At 73.6% G+C, this 17,446-nt stretch carries 10 protein-coding genes and 1 pseudogene; all 11 read left to right on the forward strand.

Annotated features, from left to right (window positions below; all coding sequences use genetic code 11):
• A pseudogene (locus tag ACFVXH_RS10665) lies at positions 1–592 on the forward strand (hypothetical protein); the annotation flags it as partial.
• Positions 593–670: 78 nt separating this feature from the next.
• Positions 671–1,681, forward strand: a complete 1,011-nt coding sequence (locus ACFVXH_RS10670; RefSeq protein WP_387822146.1) for a methionine synthase — start codon at positions 671–673, stop codon at positions 1,679–1,681.
• A gap of 19 nt (positions 1,682–1,700) precedes the next feature.
• Complete coding sequence (gene ligA, locus ACFVXH_RS10675; RefSeq protein ID WP_387822149.1) at positions 1,701–3,989, forward strand: NAD-dependent DNA ligase LigA; 2,289 nt, start codon at positions 1,701–1,703, stop codon at positions 3,987–3,989.
• Positions 3,990–4,311: 322 nt separating this feature from the next.
• A complete protein-coding gene (locus tag ACFVXH_RS10680; RefSeq protein ID WP_079271897.1) occupies positions 4,312–6,111 on the forward strand; it encodes a bifunctional diguanylate cyclase/phosphodiesterase in 1,800 nt (599 codons plus the stop codon).
• A gap of 251 nt (positions 6,112–6,362) precedes the next feature.
• Positions 6,363–6,659 carry an Asp-tRNA(Asn)/Glu-tRNA(Gln) amidotransferase subunit GatC gene (gene gatC, locus ACFVXH_RS10685; RefSeq protein ID WP_049657766.1) on the forward strand — a complete coding sequence of 99 codons (297 nt, stop codon included), beginning with the start codon at positions 6,363–6,365 and terminating at the stop codon, positions 6,657–6,659.
• A 5-nt stretch (positions 6,660–6,664) separates the two neighbouring features.
• A complete protein-coding gene (gene gatA / locus ACFVXH_RS10690; protein ID WP_380777152.1) occupies positions 6,665–8,158 on the forward strand; it encodes an Asp-tRNA(Asn)/Glu-tRNA(Gln) amidotransferase subunit GatA in 1,494 nt (497 codons plus the stop codon).
• A complete protein-coding gene (locus ACFVXH_RS10695) occupies positions 8,155–8,412 on the forward strand; it encodes a hypothetical protein (protein ID WP_049657770.1) in 258 nt (85 codons plus the stop codon). The genes gatA and ACFVXH_RS10695 overlap by 4 nt, the downstream gene beginning before the upstream one ends.
• Before the next feature lie 83 nt (positions 8,413–8,495).
• Positions 8,496–10,001, forward strand: a complete 1,506-nt coding sequence (gene gatB / locus ACFVXH_RS10700; RefSeq protein ID WP_387822155.1) for an Asp-tRNA(Asn)/Glu-tRNA(Gln) amidotransferase subunit GatB — start codon at positions 8,496–8,498, stop codon at positions 9,999–10,001.
• 249 nt (positions 10,002–10,250) lie between these two features.
• Positions 10,251–10,409: a hypothetical protein gene (locus ACFVXH_RS10705; protein ID WP_158077676.1), complete on the forward strand. Its 159-nt coding sequence runs from the start codon at positions 10,251–10,253 to the stop codon at positions 10,407–10,409.
• A gap of 152 nt (positions 10,410–10,561) precedes the next feature.
• Entirely contained in the window at positions 10,562–13,627 is a 3,066-nt protein-coding gene (locus ACFVXH_RS10710) for an AAA family ATPase (protein ID WP_387822158.1), read from the forward strand.
• Positions 13,628–14,205: 578 nt separating this feature from the next.
• Positions 14,206–17,214, forward strand: coding sequence for a putative bifunctional diguanylate cyclase/phosphodiesterase (locus ACFVXH_RS10715; RefSeq protein WP_387822195.1), 3,009 nt, complete (start codon positions 14,206–14,208; stop codon positions 17,212–17,214).
• Positions 17,215–17,446: the final 232 nt, after the last annotated feature.

Genomic DNA, 17,446 nt, shown 5'->3' on the forward strand with positions numbered 1-17,446 from the left:
GAACGTGACGGTCACCGATCCGCAGGTCGACGGCTGGTTGACCGTCTACCCGCACGGTGCCGCGGTGCCGAACACCTCCAACCTCAACTGGCCAGCTGGGCGTACGGTTTCGAACCTGGTGACGGTGCCGGTGGCGGACGGCAAGGTGTCCTTCCACAACGCCTCCGGCGGCACGGTGCACCTGGTCGCCGACCTCGCAGGCTACTACGCCACCGAGGGCAAGGTCAGCTACCGCCCGGCCGGCCCGATCCGGGTCCTCGACACCCGCCAGGACACCTACTGGGAGTCGGGCGTCCGCCCGGCGGCCACCGTCCCGGCCTGGGGCACGGTGGACGTCCCGGTCGGCGAGATCCCGAACGCCGCGGCGGTGACCCTGAACGTGACGGTCACCGAGCCGGGCACCGACGGGCACCTGACCGTCTTCCCGCACGGGGACGCGGCGCCGAACGCCTCGAACCTGAACTTCCTGCCGGGCGAGACGATCCCCAACCAGGTGGTCGTCCCGGTCAAGGACGGCAAGGTGTCGTTCTACAACGCGAGCGGTGCTCCGCTGCACCTGATCGTCGACCTGTTCGGCTACCAGTCGTACTGACCCCGCCCCACCCCGACGGCCCCGGTGCCGAGCCCCGTGCTCGGCGCCGGGGCCGTCCGGCTGAGTAGGCTCGGGCGGGTGAGCACCCCACATCCCTTCCCCGACCTGCGTGGCACCGCCACCGGTGTCGGTTCGCTGCCCGGTACCGACGCCCGGGAGGCCGCCAAGACCTCCACCGGGGCACTGGAGCACCTGCCGTTCCTGCCCGAGCTGCCCGCGCGCGGGCCGGGCGCGGACATGATCGGCCGCGGCGCCGGCCTGCTGGTCGAGCTGTTCGCGCAGACCGAGCCGAGCGGCTGGCGGTTCACCGACCGTCCGGGCCGGGACACCCGGCGCGCCCATTCCTGGCTCGGCGAGGACCTGGACGCGCTGGAGGAGTTCACCCAGGGCTACCAGGGGGCGGTCAAGGTCCAGGCCGTCGGCCCGTGGACGCTGGCGGCGAGCATCGAGCTCAAGCACGGGGAGAAGGCACTCTCCGACCCCGGTGCCTGCCGGGACATCGCCGGCTCGCTGACCGAGGGCCTGCGCCGCCACCTCGCGGACGTCCGCAGGCGGGTGCCCGGCGCGGAGGTGGTCCTCCAGCTCGACGAGCCCTCGCTGCCGGCCGTGCTGTCGGGGTCGGTGAAGACCGCGAGCGGCTTCCAGCGGCTGCGCTCGGTCGACCGGCAGGTCGCCGAGGAGGTGCTGCGCGAGGTGGTCGGGGGCCTGGACGCGCCGGTCGTCGTGCACTCCTGCGCGCCGGACGTCCCGGTCCCGCTGCTGCGCCGGGCCGGGGTCGCCGGGATCTCGCTGGACTTCTCCCTCCTCACCGAGCGCCAGGACGACGACCTCGGCGAGGCGGTGGAGGGCGGCACGATGATCCTCGCTGGTGTCGTCCCCGCCACTGACCAGGCAGTGTCCGACCCTGCCGGTAGTGTCCAGGGTGTCAGGACCTTGTGGCGCAGGCTCGGGTTCGCCCCGGAGCTGCTGGGCCGTCGCGTGCTGGTGACGCCGACCTGCGGGCTGGCCGGGGCCTCCCCGGCGTACGCGCGCAGGGCGCTGTCGTCCGCGGCGCGGGCGGCACAGAGCCTGGTGGACAACCCGGAATGAGAACGTAGGAGGGCTTGCGGTGACGGCTGTCGAGGGCTGGGAGGACGTCCCGGCGGAGGTGCGCAGGCGGCACGCCGAGCTGGCGGCGGAGATCACCGACCACCGGGCCCGGTACTACGAGCAGGACGCGCCGGTCGTCAGCGACGCCGAGTTCGACGCGCTGATGCGGGAGCTGGAGGGGATCGAGGCCGAGCACCCGGCCCTGGTCACCCCGGACTCGCCGACGCAGCGGGTCGGCGGCGCCCCCACCGTGCTGTTCGCCGAGGTCGAGCACCGTGAGCGGCTGCTCAGCCTGGACAACGCGATGGACGACGAGGAGCTGGCGGCCTGGGCGGAGCGGGTCGCCACCGAGCTGCACGGCATCGACTACCACTACCTGTGCGAGCTGAAGGTGGACGGCCTGGCCGTCAACCTCACGTACGAGAACGGGCAGTTGACGCAGGCGGCGACGCGCGGCGACGGCCGGGTCGGCGAGGACATCACCGCGAACGTCCGCACCATCAAGGAGATCCCGCACCGGCTCAAGGGCGAGAACGTCCCGGAGCTGGTGGAGATCCGCGGCGAGGTCTACTTCCCGACGGAGGAGTTCGACGCGCTCAACGCCTCCTTCGCGGAGGAGAACGAGCGGCGCCGGCAGGAGAACGAGGAGCGCGCCAGGGAGGGCAAGCGGCCCCGGGCGATGATCCGGCTGTTCATGAACCCCCGCAACGCCGCCGCCGGTTCGCTGCGCCAGAAGGACCCGCACGTCACCGCCTCCCGCCCGCTGCACATGGTGGTGCACGGCATCGGCGCCCGGGTCGGCTTCGACATCGACAACCAGTCGCACGCCTACCGGCTGCTGCACGACTGGGGCCTGCCGACGGCCCGGCACAACAGGGTGGTGGGGACGCTCGCCGAGGTGCGGGCGTTCATCAAGCACTTCGGCGAGCAGCGGCACTCGGTCGAGCACGAGATCGACGGCGTGGTGGTGAAGGTGGACGAGATCGCCCTGCAGGGCCGGCTCGGCGCCACCTCCAAGTCGCCGCGCTGGGCGATCGCCTGGAAGTACCCGCCGGAGGAGGTCACCGGCCGGCTGGCGGAGATCAAGGTCGGCATCGGCCGCACCGGCCGGGCCACCCCGTACGCGGTGCTGGCCGAGCCGGTGAAGGTGGCCGGCTCGATGGTGCAGTACGCGACGCTGCACAACCAGGAGATCGTCAAGGCCAAGGACGTGCTGCTCGGGGACACCGTGGTGCTGCGCAAGGCGGGCGACGTCATCCCGGAGATCCTCGGCCCGGTGTACGACCTGCGGGACGGCACCGAGCAGGCCTTCGTGATGCCCTCGCACTGCCCGGAGTGCGGCAGTGAGCTGCGGCCGATGGCCGAGGGGGACATCGATCTGCGCTGCCCGAACGCGGAGCGCTGCCCGGCCCAGATCCGGGAGCGGATCGCCTTCCTCGGCGGGCGGCAGTGCCTGGACGTGGAGGGGCTGGGCTACGTCGCGGCCACCGCGCTGACCCAGCCGCTGGAGCCGGCCGAGGCGCCGGTGCGCAACGAGGCCGACATCTTCCGGCTGACGCGGGAGAAGCTGCTGCCGATCAAGGTGCTGGTCCGGGACCCGAAGACGGGCATGCCGAAGCTGGACGACAAGACGGGCAAGGAGAAGGAGGTCTTCTTCTTCGCCACCACCAAGGGCGAGCCGAAGAAGTCGCTGCAGGCCCTGGTCGACAACCTGGAGGCGGCGAAGCAGCGGCCGCTGTGGCGGTTCGTCAACGGCCTGTCGATCCGGCACGTCGGTCCGGTCGCCGCGCAGGCGCTGGCCCGGGAGTTCCGCGACCTGACGAAGATCTTCGAGGCGAGCGAGGAGCAGCTGGCGGCCGTCGAGGGGGTCGGTCCGACGATCGCCCGCTCGATCCAGGAGTGGTACGCGGAGGAGTGGCACAAGGAGGTCCTCCGGAACTGGGAGGCGGACGGCGTCCGCTTCACCGAGGAGTTCGCGGACGAGGAGGAGGCGGAGCGCCCGCTGGAGGGGCTGACCGTGGTGGTGACGGGCACGCTGGCCGGCCACACCCGGGACGGCGCCAAGGAGGCGCTGACCTCGCGCGGAGCGAAGGTGACCGGTTCGGTTTCGAAAAAGACCGATTTTGTGGTCGCTGGTGACAACCCAGGGTCCAAGTACGACAAGGCTGTTCAGCTCGGCCTGCCGGTCCTGGACGACGCGGGGTTCACCGTCCTGCTCGCCGACGGGCCGTCCGCCGCCCGCGCCCACCTGGGGCTTCCGGAGCCCGAGGAGGCCGGAGAGACGGCGGGGGAGACTGTCGAGGACTGATCCGGAGCCGCCCCGATCGGCTGATGACCGGATCGGTGTTGTTATCGTCCTGATGCAACGTCACCGGGTGCCGCACCGTGAAAGCGGGCATTGTGTCACTGTGCGGCACCCGGGCGCGGTGGCGCGTTTCCGGTTGTCCGAAAGTCTGCCCACCGGGTGGACCCCGGCATACCCTGGAGCGCAACAGAGTGTCAGCAGGGGTGGGGGCGCCGGCTGGACCGGAGTTCCACGGGGTCGCTCCATGCCCGGCAGCTGTCGGTACCGGCACGGTGCCTCACCGTAAGGCGGCCTGACGGGGCGGGCCCGACGGAGGACAGGGCTTATGGATCGTACGACCGGCGGTGCGCCCACACGCCCGCCGCAGGGGGTGGCGGGTGCGGTCCTGCTGCTCGGCGTGCTGCTGGCCGGAGCCGCGCCGCTCATCCCGCTGGCCGTCCTGGTCTACCGGTACGAACCCGAGTTGCTGCCGCTGTTCGCCGTGCCCCTGGCGGTGCTGGTGGCGGCCTGGCGGATCGCCCGGGACCGCGCCCGCGACCAACTGACCGACCCACTGACGGATCTGCCCAACCGTCAGGCCCTGCTGCTGGCCGCCCAGGAGGCGATTGCGGAGTGTGAGCAGGGGTACAGCGTCGGTCTCATCCTGCTCGACCTCGATCGCTTCCGATCGCTCAACGACACACTCGGTCATACGGCCGGCGACCGGCTGCTGGTTCACATCGCCCGCCGGCTGCACCGGGCCCTGCGCTCCGGCGGCCCGGCCGGCAGCGCCACCCGGGAGTCCATCGACGACGTCTTCGCCGGCCTGCCCCGGCACTACCGCCGCGGCCGCCCGATGGTGGCCCGGATGGGCGGCGACGAGTTCGCCGTCCTGCTGCCCGGCATCAACTGCCCGGACAGCCTGGAGCGGGTCGCCAAGGCGCTGATCGCCGAACTGGCCGCCCCGATCCGGCTGGACGGGCTGCTGCTCGTCCTGGAGGCCAGCGGCGGCGTCTGCGTCTACCCGCAGCACGCCCAGGACGCCGAGTCGCTGCTGCGCCGGGCCGACGTCGCGATGGGCCACGCCCAGCGCGGCTGCTGCGGCGTCGCCCAGTACGACGAGACCCAGGACGCCGACACGCCGTACCGGATCGGGCTGTTGGGGGACCTGCGCCGGGCGCTGGAGACCGGCGAGGTGCAGCTGCACTACCAGCCGAAGGTGGCCTTCGACGGCCGGGTGGTCGGCCTGGAGGCGCTGCTGCGCTGGGAGCGGCCCGGCCAGGGGAAGGTCTCGCCGGACGAGTTCGTCGGGCTCGCCGAGTCCAGCGGCCTGATGCCGCGGCTCACCGACTACGTGCTGGAGGCGGCCGTCGGCCAGCTCGCCTACTGGCGCGAGCAGGGCCTCCAGGTGCAGGTCGCGGTCAACGTCTCGCCGCGCGACGTGCTCAACCCCGGCTTCGCCCAGCGGGTGGCCGGCCACCTCGTCCGCCACCAGGTGCCGGCCCACGCGCTCCAGCTGGAGATCACCGAGCGGCTGCTGCTGGACGACTCCCGGCGGGCCGCCGACACCCTGGCCGAACTGCGCGGCTACGGCGTCGGGATGTCCCTGGACGACTTCGGCACCGGGCACTCCTCGCTGGTGCGGCTGCGCAGCCTGCCGGTCGGCGAGCTGAAGATCGACCGCTCCTTCGTCTCCCGGATGGTCGCCGACGACCACGACGCGGCGGTGGTCCGCTGCTCGGTGGAGCTCGCCCACTCGCTGGGCCTGACCGTGGTCGCCGAGGGCGTCGAGGACGACGAGACCTGGGAGCGGCTGCACTGCATGGGCGTGGACGCCGTCCAGGGCTGGCTGGTGTCGGCCGCGCTGCCGGCCGAGCAGGCCACCGCCTGGCTGCGGGTGCACCGCACCGGCGCCCCGCCGGTGGAGCGGCTCGGCCTGCCGCCCCAGCTGCACGCCGGCTTCCAGCCGGCCCAGGGCGCCAAGCCGATCGGCCCGGCGGCCAGGCCGCCGGCACTGCCGCCGACGACGCTCCCGCCGGTCCGGCCGCCGGTCATCCCGCCCACGCTGCCGCCGGTGGCCCAGGTGGTGCAGGCCGCGCACCGGGAGATCAAGCCGCAGGGCTGGGCCCGCACCCGGCCGCAGTAGCCCGTCGGACGCCGCCGCCAGGCCGCGACGGGAGCCACCGCCGGGCCGCGACGGGTACCGGCGACCCGCGTGACGGGCGCCGGCGACGGCCGCCGCGGATCACTCGTTGGCCGGGGTAGGGGACGGGCCCCATAGGATGGGGTCCAAAGACCACGAGGACGGAGCGCCGAACCCGGCTGCTCCTGCCCGGGCCCGGCTCCGCCCGCAAGGCACCGCCGGGTCTCACCAGAACTCACCCTGAGGATCGCTGCATGCCTGGCATCACGCGCGAGGAGGTCGCCCACCTCGCCCGGCTGTCGCGTCTTGAGCTGAAGCCCGAAGAGCTGGACCACTTCGCCGAGCAGCTCGACGTGATCATCGGCGCGGTCGCCCGCGTTTCCGAGGTCGCCGGACAGGACGTCCCGCCGACCTCCCACCCGCTGCCGCTGACCAACGTCATGCGCGCGGACGAGGTGCGGCCGTCGCTCACCCCGGAGCAGGCGCTGTCCGGCGCCCCCGCCTCCGAGGAGCAGCGTTTCCGTGTGCCGCAGATCCTCGGGGAGGACTGACCGATATGACCGAGCTGATCCGCTACACCGCCGCCGAGACCGCGAGCGCCATCGCCAAGGGCGAGGTGTCCGCCGTCGAGGTCGCGCAGGCCCACCTGGACCGCATCGGAGCCGTCGACAAGAAGGTCAACGCCTTCCTGCACGTCGACACCGAGGGCGCGCTGGCCGCGGCCAAGGCCGTGGACGACAAGCGCGCCAAGGGCGAGGAGCTGGGCCCGCTGGCCGGCGTCCCGCTCGCGCTCAAGGACGTCTTCACCACCAAGGGCATCCCGACCACCTGTGGTTCGAAGATGCTCGAGGGCTGGATCCCGCCGTACGACGCCACGCTGACCAGCCGTCTCAAGGACGCTGACGTGGTCATCCTCGGCAAGACCAACATGGACGAGTTCGCGATGGGCTCCTCCACCGAGAACTCCGCGTACGGCGCGACCGGCAACCCGTGGGACCTCTCCCGCATCCCCGGCGGCTCCGGCGGCGGTTCGGCCGCCGCGCTGGCCGCCTTCGAGGCCCCGCTGGCGATCGGCACCGACACCGGCGGCTCGATCCGCCAGCCCGGCGCCGTCACCGGCACCGTCGGCGTCAAGCCGACCTACGGCTCGGTGTCCCGCTACGGCCTGGTCGCCTTCTCCAGCAGCCTGGACCAGGGCGGCCCGTGCGCCCGCACCGTGCTGGACGCGGCCCTGCTGCACGAGGCCATCGCCGGCCACGACCCGCTGGACTCCACCTCGATCGACGCGCCCGTCCCGGCCGTCGTCGAGGCCGCGAAGATGCGCGACATCCGCGGCATGCGGATCGGCGTCGTCAAGGAGTTCGCCGGCGAGGGCTACCAGGCCGGCGTGATGCAGCGCTTCAACGAGTCGGTGGAGCTGCTGCGCGAGCTGGGCGCCGAGGTCGTCGAGGTCTCCTGCCCGTCGTTCACCCTGGCGCTGCCGGCGTACTACCTGATCGCGCCCAGCGAGTGCTCCTCCAACCTGGCCCGCTTCGACGCGATGCGCTACGGCCTGCGGGTCGGCGACGACGGCAGCCGCTCGGCCGAGGAGGTCACCGCCCTGACCCGCGAGGCCGGCTTCGGCCCCGAGGTCAAGCGCCGCATCATCCTGGGCACCTACGCGCTGTCCTCGGGCTACTACGACGCCTACTACGGCTCGGCCCAGAAGGTCCGCACGCTCATCTCGCGCGACTTCGACGCGGCCTTCGCGGGCGTGGACGTCCTGGTCTCGCCGACCACGCCGACCACCGCCTTCCCGATCGGCGAGCGCGCCGACGACCCGATGGCGATGTACCTGGCCGACCTGTGCACGATTCCGTCGAACCTGGCGGGCAACGCGGCCATGTCGCTGCCGGTCGGCCTGGCCCCGGAGGACAATCTCCCGGTCGGCCTCCAGATCATCGCACCCGCGATGGCGGACGACCGCCTGTACCGCGTGGGCGGCGCCGTCGAGGCCGCACTCAACGACAAGTGGGGGCACACCCTGCTGGAGGAGGCACCGGCACTGTGAGCAAGATCGAGAAGGCCAAGGGCTCCGGCTCGCTGAAGGGCTTCAAGCACTCCAAGCCCGGCCTGTGGCTGTCCATCGGCACCAGCGCGTTCGGCGCGATCTCCGTCGTCAAGGACGTCCGCAAGGCCCGCGAGGAGAGCGACACCCTCAAGCTGGTCAACGCCCTGGTCGGCGCGGCCGCGCTGGTCACCGGCACCGCCCTGCTGGTGCGCGAGCTGCGTCAGCTGGGCTCCGACGACGTGCTGCTGGGCTGAGCTGAGTCAAGCGCCCAGGCCCGGCCCCGCGCGACGCGGCGGCCGGGCCCGTACCTCCCAAGCTTCAAGTGAGAAGGGACGCTGTGAGCGTCATGAACCTGGTCTCCTACGAGGACGCTCTCGCGTCGTACGACCCGGTGATGGGCCTTGAGGTCCACGTCGAGCTGGGTACCAAGACCAAGATGTTCTGCGGTTGCTCGACCGAGCTGGGCGCCGAGCCGAACAGCCAGACCTGCCCGACCTGCCTGGGCCTGCCGGGTTCGCTGCCGGTGGTCAACGCGGTCGGCGTGGAGTCGGCGGTCAAGATCGGCCTGGCGCTGAACTGCGAGATCGCCGAGTGGTGCCGGTTCGCGCGGAAGAACTACTTCTACCCGGACATGCCCAAGAACTTCCAGACCTCGCAGTACGACGAGCCGATCGCCTTCAACGGCTACCTCGACGTGCAGCTGGAGGACGGCTCGACCTTCCGGGTGGAGATCGAGCGCGCCCACATGGAGGAGGACACCGGCAAGTCCAGCCACGTCGGCGGGGCCACCGGCCGCATCCACGGCGCCACCCACTCGCTGCTCGACTACAACCGGGCCGGCATCCCGCTGATCGAGATCGTCACCAAGCCGATCGAGGGCGCCGGCGAGCGCGCCCCCGAGGTCGCCAAGGCGTACGTCGCCGAGCTGCGCGAGGTGATCCGCTCGCTCAACGTCTCCGAGGCCCGGATGGACAAGGGCCAGATGCGCTGCGACGTCAACCTGTCGCTGCGCCCGAACGGCACCGAGACCTTCGGCACCCGCTCGGAGACCAAGAACGTCAACTCGCTGCGCAGCGTGGAGCGGGCCGCCCGGTTCGAGATCCGGCGCCACGCCACCGTGCTGACCGACGGCGGCACCATCGTCCAGGAGACCCGCCACTTCCACGAGGAGGACGGCTCCACCACCTCGGGCCGGATCAAGGACAACGCCGAGGACTACCGCTACTTCCCCGAGCCGGACCTGGTGCCGGTGGCCCCCGCCCGTGCGTGGGTCGAGGAGCTGCGCGCCGCCCTGCCCGAGCTGCCGCGGGTGCGCCGCGCCCGGCTCCAGGCCGAGTGGGACCTGTCCGACAAGGACATGCAGTCGGTGCTCAACGCCGGTGCGGTGGGCCCGATCCAGGAGACCATCGCGGCCGGTGCCCCGGCCGACCAGGCCCGCAAGTGGTGGATGGGCGAGCTGGCGCGCCGCGCCAACGAGACCGGCACCGAGCTGAGCGAGCAGCCGATCACCCCGGCGCAGGTCGCCCGGGTCGCCGCGCTGGTCGCCGAGGGCAAGCTGAACGACAAGCTGGCCCGCCAGGTCATCGAGGCCGTGCTGGCCGGCGAGGGCGAGCCGGACGCGATCGTCGAGAAGCGCGGCCTGGCCGTGGTCTCGGACGACTCCGCGCTGGGTGCCGCCGTCGACCAGGCCATCGCCGAGAACGAGGGGATCGCCGCCAAGATCCGCGACGGCAAGGTCCAGGCCGTGGGCGCGCTGGTCGGCGCGGTCATGAAGGCCACCCGCGGCCAGGCCGACGCCGCCCGCGTGAAGGACCTGATCCTGGAGCGTCTGGGCGCAGCCTAGGTCGTCAGCCCTTCCTTCCTAAGGCGTCTAAGGCATCTAAGGCCCTCTAAGTAAGGCCTAAGGCCCCGCCTCACCTATGTATCTGGGTGAGGCGGGGCCTTAAACCTTTTCTGGCGCCCGATCTGCGCCCGATCTAAGGCATCCGGGCCCCGGAAGATGCGGCAGGCTCCCGATGCGGCACCCCCCACTGGCGGAGGAAGCTCTTACCTGTCAGCAGGACGCAGTGGAAAACCCGAGGGGGAACCGGAAATGATCGAGTACCAGACCTTCCAGCAACAGGCCCACGAGCTCGTGGCCCGCGCCGAGCACGAGCGCCTGGTGCGCGAGGCCAAGGAGGCCCGCCGCCTGCGGCAGCGCCCGGTGGCCGCCCGCTTCCAGCGGCGCCCCGTGCGTCGGCCCGAATGCTGACGGTGCGGCACCACGACGGTGCCGAAGGAACTCCGGAGGGGGAGACGCTGCGAGTGAGCGTCTCCCCCTCCGGGCGTTCGGGCCCTTCGACCCGTTCGCCAGGGGAGATAACCCCTCGGCCGGGCCCCACCGGCTATGGCATGCTCGCCTCCATGCAGCACACATCGGTCAGCCCCGTCTTCGTCGGCCGCGGAAGCGAGATCACCGAGCTGACCGACGCGCTGCGCCGCGCGGGCACCGGCAGCCCGCAGTCCGTCCTGATCGGCGGTGAGGCGGGGGTCGGCAAGACCCGGCTGCTGGAGGAGTTCCTGGAGCGGGCCGCCGCCCAGGGGGCGGTCACCTCGCTCGGCAGCTGTCTGGAGGTCGGCGCCGAGGGCCTGCCGTACGCGCCGCTGGCCGCCGCGCTGCGCCGGCTGCACCGCTCGCTGGGCGCCGAACTGGAGGCCGCCGCGGCCGGCAGCGAGAGCCATCTCGCCCTGCTGCTCTCCGAGTTCGGCGAGGTGGACGGCGAACCCAACGACGAGTACAGCCGGGCCCGGCTGTTCGAGCACACCGCGAGGTTGTTCGAACGGCTCGGCGCGGAGCGTACCCTCGTCCTCGCCGTCGAGGACCTGCACTGGTCCGACCGCTCCACCCGCGAGCTGCTCGCCTTCCTGGTGCGCACCCTGCACCGCTCCCGGGTGCTGCTGGTCGCCACCTACCGCACCGACGACCTGCACCGCCGGCACCCGCTGCGCCCCTTCCTGGCCGAGCTCGAACGGCTGCGCACCGTCCAGCGGCTGGAGCTGGCGCGGTTCGACCGCCGCGAGGTCGCCGCCCAGCTGGCCGGCATCCTCGGCACCACCGTCCCCGACCGCCAGCTGGTGGACCGCATCCACCGCCGGTCGGAGGGGAACCCGTTCTTCGTCGAGGAGCTGGCCACCGCCTTCGAGGACGGCTTCGGCGCCGGGCTGACCGACTCGCTGCGGGACATCCTGCTGGTACGGGTCGAGGGCCTGGACGAGGAGGCCCAGCGGGTGGTGCGGATCGCCGCCGAGGGCGGCTCGCACGTCGAACACGCCCTGCTGGCCGCCGTCCTGGACGACGACGAGGAGGCGCTGATCGAGGCGCTGCGGGCGGCCGTCGGCGCCAACATCCTGCGCCCGGACAGCGAGGGCGAGGGCTACCGGTTCCGCCACGCGCTGGTCCGCGAGGCGGTCTCGGACGACCTGCTGCCCGGCGAACGGCACCGGATCAACCGCAGGTTCGCGCTCGCGGTGGAGGCCCAGCCGCAGCTGGTCCCCGGTGACGCGCTGGCCGCCCGGCTGGCCAACTACTGGTACCACGCGCACGATCCGGCCCGCGCCCTGCCGACGGCCCTGGACGCCGCCCGCGCGGCCCGCCGCCGCAACGCCTTCGCCGAGCAGCTCGGCATGCTGGAACGCGCCCTGGAGCTGTGGGACCTGGTCTCCGAGGAGGTGCTGGCGCACACCCTGCGCCCGTACGACTGGGCCGAGACCTACCCGCCCGGCTCCTGCGACCACAGCACCGCGGACGGGGACTGCGACCGGATCCAGCTGGTCGACGTGCTGGCCGAGGCGGTGGTCGCGGCCCGGCGCTGCGGCGACCGCGAGCGCGGCCTGAGCCTGGCCAAGCGCGGGCTGCGGCTGGTCGACGAGGCCGAGCACCCGGTGCGCGCGGCCTGGTTCCGGATCAACCGGGCCCGGATGCTGGGCAGCCTGCGCCGCTCCGGCGACGAGGAGGAGATCGCGAACGCGCTGCGGCTGGTGGAGCACCTGCCGCCGACCGCGGTCCAGGCCGAGGTGCTCGCGCTCGGCGCCGGGACGGCGATGCTCAAGAAGCCCACCCCGGCGGCGATCGAGCTGGCCGAGCGGGCGATCCGGATCGCCGAGGAGGTGGGCGCGCACTCGGTCGAGGTGCACGCCCGGATGACCCTCGGCGGCCTGCGCTACGACGTCCAGGGCGACGCCGAGGGCGGGCTGGCCGAGCTCGCCGGGGCGGTCGAACGGGCCCGCCGGCTGGGCGTGCCCGACCTGCTGCTGCGCGGCATCAACAACCTGGCCAGCATGCAGCGCGGACTCGGACACCCCGAGGACGCGGTCCGACTGGCCCGGGAGGGCCTGGAGTACGCGAACGGCAACGGCCTGCTGCGCAACATCGGCGCCATCCTGACCGGCAACCTGGTCGAGGCGCTCGCCGACCTCGGGCGGGCCCGGGAGGCCACCGAGGTGCTGGTCGGCTACGAGGCGGCCAGCCCGACCGGCACCCACGCCGAGTTCCTGGACCGGATGCGCGGCGAACTCGCCCTGCTCAAGGGGGACCTGGCCACCGCGGGCACCATGCTGGCGCAGGCCCGGTCGGCGAACCGGGTCGGCCAGGTCCAGCACAGCGTGCCGATCAGCCGACTGGCGGTGCGGCTCGCGGCGCTCGGCGGCCGGCCGCTGGAGGCCCGGGCCGAACTGCTCGCCGCGCTGGAGGAGGACGGCCGGCTCGGCCACGAGTCCGACGTCTACCCGCTGCTGGCCGAGGCCGCCGCGGTGGAGGCGGACAGCCGGGGCCTGCCGCAGGCCGAGGCGGGCCGGCCCGGGGCGCTGGCCGCGATCGCCGCGGCCGCCGCCGCACTGCGGCCCCGGGCACCGCTGCACCACGGCTGGGCCCGGCTGCTGGAGGCCGAACTGGCCCGCGCCGAGGGCGCGGACACCCCGCAGGGGTGGGCCGCCGCCGTCGAGGCGCTGCGGCCGACCGGCCTGCCGTTCCCGCTGGCGCTCGCCCTGCTGCGGGCCGGCGAGGCCGAGGTGCAGGCCGGCCGGCGCGAGGCCGCCGCCGAACTGCTGCGCGAGGCGGCCGAACTGGCGGCCGCCCGGGGCGACCGGCTGCTCGGCGGGCAGATCGCCGCGCTGGCCGAGCGGGCCGGGCTGAGCCTCGCCCCGGCCGGGCGGACGGCCGGACGGGCGGGCGGGGGGACGGCCGCGGTGCCGGCCCAGGCCGCGGGGGACTCCTTCAACCTCACCCCCCGGGAGAGGGACGTGCTCCGGCTGCTCGCGCGCGGCTGGACCAACCGGCAGATCGCCGAGGAGCTGTACATCTCTCCGAAGACCGCGAGCGTGCACGTCTCCAACATCCTCGGCAAGCTCGGGGTCGGCGGCCGGGGCGAGGCGGCCGCACTGGCGCACCGGCTGCGGCTGTTCCCGGAGGACCTGGCCCCCTCGGGCCACTGAACAGGGCCCCGCTGAACAGGACTCCACTGAGCAGGGCCCCACTGAACTGGGCGCCACGACGGACCCGGACCGGCCCCGGCCGGTCCGGGTCCGCTGTCCGTCCGCCCCGGTACCACGGATCGTCCACCCTGGCACCGGTGTTCGGGCGCCGCCGCGTGCTCCCGTGCGCGCCGCGTGAGCCCCTGCCCGCGCGCCGCCGCCAATCGGGCCGATCCGTAGGAATCAGGGGCATTTCCCCACCCTTTCGCCATTACTCTAAGTTGAGTGTGCGTGTCATTGAGTGACGGGATTGGTGTAGGGTCCATTTTGGGAGCATCGGTACGGTGCGGCGGCCGGCAGGCCGCCCACCCCCTGGGCCACCGTCCTGACGGGGCGCCAGGCCACCGCGTACGTCCGACAGGTGCGCGGCCGGTGGCCCGTGGCCGGGGCGCGAGGCCCCGGGCCGGAGGGGGAGAGGCCGAGTGAGCTCCACCGAAACGGTGCTGCCCGGAACCGGACGGCCGGACGCACCGCACACCGACACGTCCGCCGCCGACGTGCCCGCACCCGCCCGCCGCGGCCCGCTCTACCGGCCCGGGGTGAGCCGTACGCTGCCCGGGTTCGCCCTGGGCGCGCTCTGCGTGGCCTACGCCACCGGCGCCGCCGCCGGCTGGGGATCGCACCAACTGTCCGTCTTCATGGGCGACTTCGGGCTGGCAGCGGCGGCCCTGGCGGCCGCGCTGTCCTGCCTGGTGTACGGCTGCACGGTCGGCGGCCATGCCCGCCCGGCCTGGCTGCTGTTCGGCCTCTCCTCGCTCATGGTCGCCTTCGGCAACGGCACCTGGGGCTGGTACGAGCTGGTCGTGCGCACCCCGCTGCCCCGGGACTCGCTCGCCGAGTACGCCTTCCTGCTGTTCGCCCCGCTCGCCATCACCGGCGTCCTGGTGCTCGCCCAGCACCCGCGCACGGCGGCCGGCTGGCTCTGCCTGCTGCTCGACGGCTGGCTGATCGCCGGCTCGCTGTTCACCCTCAGCTGGAGCCTGGCGCTCGGCCGGATCGCGGCCGGCGAGGACGGCTCACCGCTGCGCCTGGCCCTCAACCTGGCCTACCCGGTGCTGGACATCCTGCTGGTCAGCCTGGTGGTCGGGCTGCGCTTCGGCGGCCGGGACGGCAACCGGGCGGCGGTGCACACCGCGATGCTGGCGCTCGCCGTCACCGTCACCTGCGACGCCCTGTTCACCTCCCCGGAGCTGCGCAGCAGCTACCACTCGGGCGAACTGCTGGACGCCGGCTGGTTCGCCGGCAGCCTGCTGCTGGGCTGGGCGCCGTGGTCGCCGCGCTGGCGCCGTCCGCTGCGCGACCACCCCTCGGCCGGCGGCCTGCCGCACCGCCGGGTGGCGACCACCTTCAGCGCGCTGACCCCGTACGCGGCCGCCGCGGTCTGCACCGCGGGCATTCTCTACAACGCCCTCGGCGGACGGGAGTTGGACCGTGTGGTGGCTGCGGCGGCCTGCACCGTCGGGCTGGCGCTGATCCTCCGGCAGGGCGTCATGCTGCTCGACAACCTGTCGCTGGCGCAGGAACTCGCCCACAAGGAGGCGCACTTCCGCTCCCTGGTGCAGGGCTCCAGCGACGTCATCATGATCGCCGGCGCCAACGGCGTGCTCTCCTACGTCTCCCCGGCCGCGCTCGGCGTCTACGGGCGGGACCCGGAGGAACTGGTCGGCGGCAACCTGCTGGACCTGGTCCACCCCGAGGACGTCGGCCGGGTGCTCTCCGAGGTCCGCCGCTACCTCGCCAGGGTCCGGCTCACCACCCACCGCAGCCCCGGCACCGCCGAGCCCTCCGCCCGGGTCGAGTGCCGGATCAGCTCCGGCGCCGGCGAGTGGCTGTACGTCGAGTCGACCGTCAGCAGACACCGCGACGGCCTGCTGCTCAACAGCCGGGACGTCACCGAACGCGTCATGCTCCAGGCCCAGTTGCAGCACAACGCCTTCCACGACCCGCTCACCGACCTGCCCAACCGGGCGCTGTTCACCCAGCGGCTGCGGGCCGCCCTCGGCGCCCGCGGCCAGCAGGGCGGGACGGGCGCCGGGATCGCGGTGCTCTTCATCGACCTGGACGGCTTCAAGGCGGTCAACGACACCGCCGGGCACCAGGTCGGCGACGAACTGCTGGTGCAGGCGGCCCGCCGGCTGCAGAGCGCCGTCCGCTGCGGGGACACCGTCGCCCGGTTCGGCGGCGACGAGTTCGCCGCGCTGGTCTGCGGCCCGCTCGGCCGCCTCCAGGTCCAGGAGCTGGCCGAGCGGCTGCGCCTCGCCCTCTCCGAGCCGTACTGGATCGGCGGCGCCGAACTCGGCGTCGCCGCCAGCATCGGCATCGCCTTCGGCACCCCCGAACGCGGCCCGGCGGCCGACCCCAGAACCGCGGCCGACGAGCTGATGCGCAACGCCGACCTGGCGATGTACCGGGCCAAGTCCGAGGGCAAGGGCCGGGTGGTGCTCTACACCCCCGCGATGCGGGCCGACCTGGAGCGCCGCACCGAGCTGGAGGAGCGGCTGCGGCTGGCCGTCCGGGAGGGCGGCTTCACCCTGCTCCACCAGCCCGTGGTGGACCTCGGCAGCGGCGCGGTGACCGGCGTCGAGGCGCAGGCCCGCTGGCGCTCGGTGGGCGGCCTGCTGCTCACCCCGGCCGAGTTCCTGCGCTCGGCCGAGCACGGCGACGCGGCCACCCGGTTCTCCCGCTGGCTGGTCCTGGAGGCGGTCAGCGCGGCCGTCGAGCGGCGCGGCCTGCCCGGCGGCAGGGGCCGCGGCACGCCGGAGCCCGTCCCGGTGGCCGTCCGGCTCTCGGTGGAGCGGCTCTGCTCGCCCGGCCTGTACGAGACGGTGGCCTCGGCGCTGCGCGACAGCGGGCTGCCCGCCGACGAACTGGTCATCGAGGTGGCCCGGATGGGCCCGGACTCGCTCGCCGACGAACTCGGCCGCCGGCTCTCCGCCCTGCGCGGGCTCGGCGTCTCCACCTGGCTGGCCGGGTACGGCGCGGGCGGCGGCTCGCTCGGCGCGCTCGCCCGGCTGCCGCTGGACGGGCTCAAGCTGGACCGCACGCTCGTCCAGGACCTCGGCGAGTCCCCGCTCAGCCGCACCCTCGCCGGGCACGCGCTGCGGCTCGGCCGCGACCTCGGGATGACCACCGCCGCCGAGGGGGTGGACCTGCCCCGCCAGGTCGCCGCGCTGCGGGAGCTGGGCTGCGGGCAGGCCCAGGGCTCGGCCTTCGCCCCGCCGCTGGACGAGCCCCGGCTGCGCCGGGCGCTGGCCCGCCGCGGCTACCCGCTGCCCACCCCGACCGGCCCGCTGCCCACGCCGCCGGGCCCGCTGGCCACCCCGGCGGGCCCGGCCGGACCGCTGTCGGCCCGCCGCCCGTACCTGCCCGCGGACACCCGCCCGCCCGTCCCCGAGGACACCCGGACGAGTGGCCGCGGCAGCGGCCGGACGGACGCCGCGCCGGGGCGTGGCGCACATCACCATGGCGGCTCTGACCTGCCCGAACACCGTGCCGTTACTGGCCCGCCGGGTGGTCCGCATGGCGAGACGGTCGTCCCACCTGCTTGACACGCCGCCCCGCACGGGAGGAAGGTCGTTGCCATGCGCACCCGAATTCTCGTACTTGGCGGGCGCGTCGGCTGAGTGGGCTCGTACGCCCTGCTCGTGACAGACCGACGCGCCACCCCTCGCATGCCCTTGGGCACGAGGGGTTTTTTGTTGCACTGACGCTGTTCCACCTCCGCAAGACCCCTGGCCTCGACCGCCCGAGCCCGTCCGATCCGTCGGACCGAGCGGGACG

The sequence above is a fragment of the Kitasatospora sp. NPDC058184 genome (assembly GCF_042883725.1).
Taxonomy (GTDB): domain Bacteria; phylum Actinomycetota; class Actinomycetes; order Streptomycetales; family Streptomycetaceae; genus Kitasatospora.

Excerpts from the sequence above, each read along its gene's own strand:
- ACFVXH_RS10680 (WP_079271897.1), top strand. The coding sequence starts at position 4,312 with ATGGATCGTACGACCGGCGGTGCGCCCACACGCCCGCCGCAGGGGGTG.
- gatC (WP_049657766.1), top strand. The coding sequence starts at position 6,363 with ATGCCTGGCATCACGCGCGAGGAGGTCGCCCACCTCGCCCGGCTGTCG.
- gatA (WP_380777152.1), top strand. The coding sequence starts at position 6,665 with ATGACCGAGCTGATCCGCTACACCGCCGCCGAGACCGCGAGCGCCATC.
- ACFVXH_RS10705 (WP_158077676.1), top strand. The coding sequence starts at position 10,251 with ATGATCGAGTACCAGACCTTCCAGCAACAGGCCCACGAGCTCGTGGCC.
- ACFVXH_RS10710 (WP_387822158.1), top strand. The coding sequence starts at position 10,562 with ATGCAGCACACATCGGTCAGCCCCGTCTTCGTCGGCCGCGGAAGCGAG.